Raw genomic sequence first — 5,837 nt, forward strand, 5'->3', positions numbered from 1 at the left:
GGCAACCGGGGAGGCACTTCCCCTACCGGGGGCGGATGCGATCGCTCCAACGGACGGCGTTTCGACGGGATGGGGAGCGGGGGCCATCGCACCGGGGGCGGCCTTTTCCGTCAGGGGAGTCGGCGCGAGTGCCACCCCTGGTTTGGCGGCCTCGGCCGCACGGCGCCGCGCGGAATCGACAGCGAATCCCCCCGCAGCCGGAGCCGCTTTCAACTCCGGCGCAGTCACCTTCGCAGAAGGTGCCGGTGTCCCGCCTTGTTCAGACTCTGTCTCCCGCGATGCAGTGGCACGGAACCCAACCTCTTGGGGGTTCTTCTCGGGGTACAGGAGCAAGATGGCCAGGCCGATGGAACCCGCCAGAATGGCCCAGCCGAGGTTGCGAGGCCGGAAAATCCGCCGAGCAAGCGAAGATAGCCCCTTCAGGCCGCGCTCCACCCCTTGGTTGGCCGCCTTCTCGGTCGCCGCAGAGGGGGCTCCCTCAAGGAGGATTCGCCGTTCCGCCGCTTCCAGAACGAGGGGGGCGAGATCTCTCGGGCAACGTGAGCGTGGCAGACTGGCGAGGAGCTCTCGCTGCCTGCGAAGCCGGTCGAGAAGTTGCCTGGCCTCCGGATCGCGCGAGAGCCATTGCTCGACGTGGAGCTTCTCCTGGGGGGACAGCTCCCCATCGAGGTAGGCGCTCAGGAGTTCTTCATCAGGTTTCCGGGACATTGTTGCTTATCCGGCGCGATCCGAAGTGGCTAAGCTCACCAGATGGGTGAGTCAAAAATGCATCGGTATGTGCAGAAACGCAAGGGTTGACGCGCGTTTCGGCCTTGACCAGCAGGGCGAGGAACCCAATTTACCGACCCTTTCGATCTTAACCGATTTTTCACTGCCGAATCTTTGACGCACCATCTGCGGAGTAAGTTCCCGGGTTTCCGCCGGGATGTCAATAGGTGTATGTTTTTTTTGCCGCGGTGGGCACGTCCTTTGACGAAGCCTGTATTTCCGTGGGCACCGTCAATGCGGTCGGTGCCAGTTCAGCGAGGCCGGGTCACCGAAGCACCATCGCGTCTGGGGAGCGCTCCAGCCTGCGCAGCCCGTCAAAATAATTCGTTTTCCCACGCCTTCAATCTTTCATAGAGTTCCATCCGGGCGCGGTGGAGGCGACTTCGCACGGTTCCCACCGGAATGTCCAGGATGGTCGCAATTTCCTCGTACGAATATCCCTCCAAATCCCTCAAAGCAAGGATGACGCGATGGTCTTCTGACAGGGTGGCGATGGCCTGCCTGACCCGCTCACAGCGTTCCTGTACCTGAAGTTTTTCTATGGGGGATTGATCCGGCTCGGCCAGTTGGTGTCCCTGGTCACCGGTGAGTTGATCGAACGATTGAGTGGATTTGCGCCGCCGGTGATGAGTGGCCGCCACGTTAAAGGCGATTCGGTACAACCACGTGTAGAAAGCGCTATTTCCTTGGAAAGAGGGGAGGTTCAGGAAGGCCTGGACGAAGGCTTCCTGGACCACATCGAGGGTTTCGTCGGCATCACCGACCACGTGGAGCATAGTATTGTAGAGCCGGTCCTGGTATTTCTGGACCAGCTTGCCGAACGCAGCAGGGACGCCTGCCAGAGTTTCTCGGATCAGATCCTCGTCCTCTTTCACTGTCGTTCCGTATTCCCGGGCTAGCTGCCGGATTTCTTGGCCCTGAAGCCGTTCCGCATTGCACCCAGCGATCGTCTATTCATCATGAGGGGTGGGAGAAGGTCTGTCAAATGGTGCGAGGAGGGACGCGTTCAAGCGGCTGACCTTGGGGATTCCGCTTGGGCACCTACCACGGCAAGCGGAACGGATTCCTCTCGGCCCGCGCCTTCGGGACTCCGCTCGTCGCTGCCGCAACAAAGTGAATTCCCCAACGGGCTGCCATGGCAAACGCGGACTCGCCCACCGCGTTCGATGTGATAGGTGATGCCGCGCCAGGAGACCGATCGCCGCAGACCAGCAGAAACACTGAGAACGAACCCGACGGTGCCGATGAGCAAATTGGCCAACCGATCCCACCAGAACACTTTTCGGAAAGCGGGCTGCTGGGCGAGTTGTGGAAAGTAAACTCGGGCAGCCGCCGCGCGAAACTCGGCCCTGATCCAATTGAGGACAAAAATGATGCCCGCCGCGGCCAGGCCGCTCGATCGAACATCACCACCCCAGCCGAACACCGCGGCGCCAACCCCCAGCCAGAAAACCAAAATATGATAATTTCCCACAAAGGTATCGAACAACCACCATGTGGGGAGCACATGTCGCAGCAGAAAATACTGGCGATGAATAAAAGCAATCATTTCTCGAGTGGAAGAATAACACGCGGTGGCGACAAGGCACGCAGGCTCGTATTGCACTCGCAAGCCGCGACGCAACAGAAGGCGAGCCACCACGAGGTCATCGCAGATCTGGCCTTCCCACGCGTCCCGGATGCCAAGCTTTTGGAAATTTTCTCGGGTGGTGGCCCAGGTTCCTCCCCAGACAAGATTGGGCGTTTTGCCGGCCATCAGCATGGCGTATGAACCGTTGAGAGAAGCAACAACCGCTTCACGAAACGTTCCCTGGGTGGGCACAAACCAGCGGTAGCCAGTGACAGCCGCTGCCCGGGACTCTTCCAATCGGCTTATGAGGGCCCTCAACCAGCTCGGCGAAGGCGACGCGTCTGAATCGGCAAACACCAGAAATCGGACTTGCTCGGGAATTGTGTGAGTCGCTGCCCGAAGATTATGAACTTTTTGTGCCTCGTTTGTGGCCGACCCTGCCACCACCAGTTCGGCCGGGATGTTCGGGTGGTCACTGATGAGACGTTCAATTACGCTCACGGCTGGGTCGTCGTGTGATTGCACGACGAATCTGAGGGAATAGTAGGCGTAATCTTGACGAAAAAAACCAGCCAGATTCTCTTCGAGATTGTGTTCCAGGCCGCGACAGGGGATGATGACCAGGGCCTGACCGGTCGGCTGACGGTAGGCCTTTTTCTGGAGTCGGCGCGCCGCGTAGCGGTGATGCTCAAACGCCTGAAGCGCGAGGAGCACCAATTGAACAGCGGCGAGCACCCCAGCCGAAATCAAGCCAATTGAAAATCCGTCCATGGAGTGTGCCTTGTTGCAGCTCTTTCTCCATTCTGAATTTCTGTCTTTGCATCAGCATAGGCATGAAGAGGCAAAAATGTCAACATGAAGGGCGTCTGACATATCCCCATTTTTTGTGTGGCGATGGGGAGGCGAACGTCCACACGGGTTGGCCCCAGCCCGACGGGACCTGCTCGTGAGGGCCGCGGTGGACCAGCCATAAAAGTCAGCCAGTTTGCACCCCGCCCCAGATTCTCGCTCGGCGCCGAATGTGATAGCGGCAGATTTCGGGGGATCGCGTAACTCCGGTAGTAGTTCTCAACTGCGGTGATCCGTGGCAGACTCGGATGCGGGGAACATCGCTCCACCACGCGCGGCGAGATTCGACCATAGTGCCGAGATGCTTGAGAATCGCCGCTTACTGGGACTGCATGCGACAGACTGAGCAGGATCAGGTTGCGTCCGGCGAGCCACTGGCACTTTCCGAATGGGATGCGGGAGGTTCGTCGCGGGGAGCGGTGAACGGGCTTTCGGCCGACGGCCGACTGGTTTCCGGAACCAGGACAATCCGGTTCGCCCGTGGGCTGCCACCCGCGGCGGAAGGCGACCCCGGCAGCGTTTGTCCCGAGGAACCGCTCCGTTGCTGGCGGATTGCTTCCCACTGTTCCAGAGTCATGAGGACTTCCCGAGCTTGGGAGCCATTGTACGGGCCCACGATACCATCTTCTTCCATGTAATCGATGAGTCTGGCTGCCCGGCCGTAGCCGATGCCCAGGGCACGCTGCAGAAGTGAGACACTTCCACGCCCTTCTCGAATGATGATGTCCACCGCGGCTTCGTAGAGTTCGTCGCGGGCTGTCAAAGCACCTTTTTGGCCTTGCTCTGGCAGAGACGGCTTCAACTGAACCAGCTCCTGCACGTACTCCGGTTCGTGGACGGCCACCGCATCGATGACGCGATTGATTTCATCATCGCTGACGTAGGTGCCCTGGCCCCGAATGAGGGTGCTCGTGCCGGGTCGCAGGAACAACATGTCGCCGTTACCCAGCAGCTTTTCGGCGCCCATTTCGTCGAGCACGACGCGGCTATCCACCCGGCTGGCCACTTCAAAGCAAATTCGGGCAGGTAAGTTCGATTTGATCAACCCGGTGATGACATCCACCGTTGGTTTTTGCGTGGCAAGCACGAGGTGAATTCCCACCGCCCGGCTTTTCTGAGCAAGCCGAATGATATGAGTTTCCACCTCTTTGGCGGCGGTCATCATTAGATCGGCCATCTCGTCAGCAATGATGACGATGTACGGCATATGGGTGGGGATTTGGGCGCGTTCTTCCTCGCTTTCCGGACGCATGCGGCGCATCAGCTCTTCTTCGCCGAGCTGGTTGTAAACGCTGAGGTGACGCACTCCCGCCCGGGCCAGCAGGGCGTATCGTTCCTCCATTTTTTCCACGGCCCAGGCCAGGATGGCCTCTGCTTTACGCATATCCGTGACGACCGGATGCATGAGGTGCGGCACCCGCTTGTATGGACTGAGCTCCACCATCTTGGGATCGATGAGAAGGAGACGCACCTCATCAGGCGTCTTGGTCATCAGGATGGAAAGAATGATCGAATTGAGGCAGACGCTTTTACCGGTTCCCGTGCGACCGGCGATGAGGAGATGCGGCATTGTGGCCAGGTCCACGACCATGGGATGACCGGCCACGTCCTTGCCGAGGAATATGGGAATCCGCATCGCCTGGTACTTGCCGTGGCTTTCTTCGATAACTTCTCGCAACCGAACGATTTGCCGCTCGTTATTGGGGACTTCGATACCCACCGTGTTCTTGCCCGGGATGGGCGCGACAATCCGCACACTGGGGACCCTCAGGGCGATGGCCAGGTCGTCCGCAAGGGCCGTGATCTTGCTGAGCCGCAGGCCGGCTTCGAGTTCCACTTCAAACTGCGCGATGACGGGCCCCGTCTGAATCTCCACCACCCGCACGTGATAGCCGAAGTCGGCGAACGTTTTTTCCAGGATTTGGGCTTTTGCGCGGACTTCTTTTTCCTGTTCTTCAAAGCGGAAAGGCTCCGGCTCCAAAAGCAGATCGATGGAGGGCAGCTTGTATTGCATGGGGCGCAAGGGGCGGGAATCGGACTCGATTTCTTCGAGAAGTTCCTCCCGTGGAGGTTTCGCCGGTTTTCGGATGCGGGGTTCGCTCACCCTGCGCTCTGTCGATTTGGAACCGCTTGGAGGTTCCTCCTGTGTGGGCTGGGCCGAGGCAACCGGAGCGACCTGGGCTGGTTTCTTGACGACAATATCGCGGGAACTGTCGCCGTCGCTCTCGACTTCCCGCCGCTTGTCTCCCGCAGTGGTGGAAGCCGGGTTCGCTTCGCCCGCCGGTGTCGGTTTCACCTTGGCTGGAGGTGACATCGTCTCGGATGCGCGGCGGAAAACGCCATAACCCTCTGCAACCACCACCAGTCCGCGGAGAATCCCTTTGATCGGCCAAAGGGCTGCAGTGGTTACGGCTCGGACCAGCGAGAGATCCGTCCACAGGAGGAACCCCAGAGCAAACGTCCCAAGGAACGTTCCCACCGTTCCCAGATAACCAAGCCGCTGTTCCGCAATGTAGCGGAAAAGGAAACCAAGATACCCGCCGGGACCTCCAATACTGCCCGGGCTCCACGAGTGGAACACACAGTCAGCCAGTCCTAGAAGCGATAGGAGCGACACAAGCCAGCCGGCCATTCGGGTATTGAGGCGCGT

General features: G+C 59.5%; 4 protein-coding genes. All 4 read right to left on the reverse strand.

The window, feature by feature from the left end:
* A partial coding sequence (locus H5U08_RS08640) for a zf-HC2 domain-containing protein (protein ID WP_366494294.1) occupies nucleotides 1-708 on the reverse strand: 708 nt, incomplete at its 3' end.
* A gap of 374 nt (nucleotides 709-1,082) precedes the next feature.
* Nucleotides 1,083-1,643 (reverse strand): RNA polymerase sigma factor, encoded by a 561-nt coding sequence (locus tag H5U08_RS08645; RefSeq protein WP_297032196.1) that lies wholly within the window; start codon nucleotides 1,641-1,643, stop codon nucleotides 1,083-1,085.
* 131 nt (nucleotides 1,644-1,774) lie between these two features.
* Nucleotides 1,775-3,109: a glycosyltransferase gene (locus H5U08_RS08650; protein WP_297032197.1), complete on the reverse strand. Its 1,335-nt coding sequence runs from the start codon at nucleotides 3,107-3,109 to the stop codon at nucleotides 1,775-1,777.
* A gap of 430 nt (nucleotides 3,110-3,539) precedes the next feature.
* Nucleotides 3,540-5,819, reverse strand: a complete 2,280-nt coding sequence (locus H5U08_RS08655; RefSeq protein WP_297032198.1) for a DNA translocase FtsK — start codon at nucleotides 5,817-5,819, stop codon at nucleotides 3,540-3,542.
* Between the last annotated feature and the right edge of the window lie 18 nt (nucleotides 5,820-5,837).

The organism is Thermogutta sp., from assembly GCF_014359955.1.
Taxonomy (GTDB): Bacteria; Planctomycetota; Planctomycetia; order Pirellulales; family Thermoguttaceae; genus Thermogutta.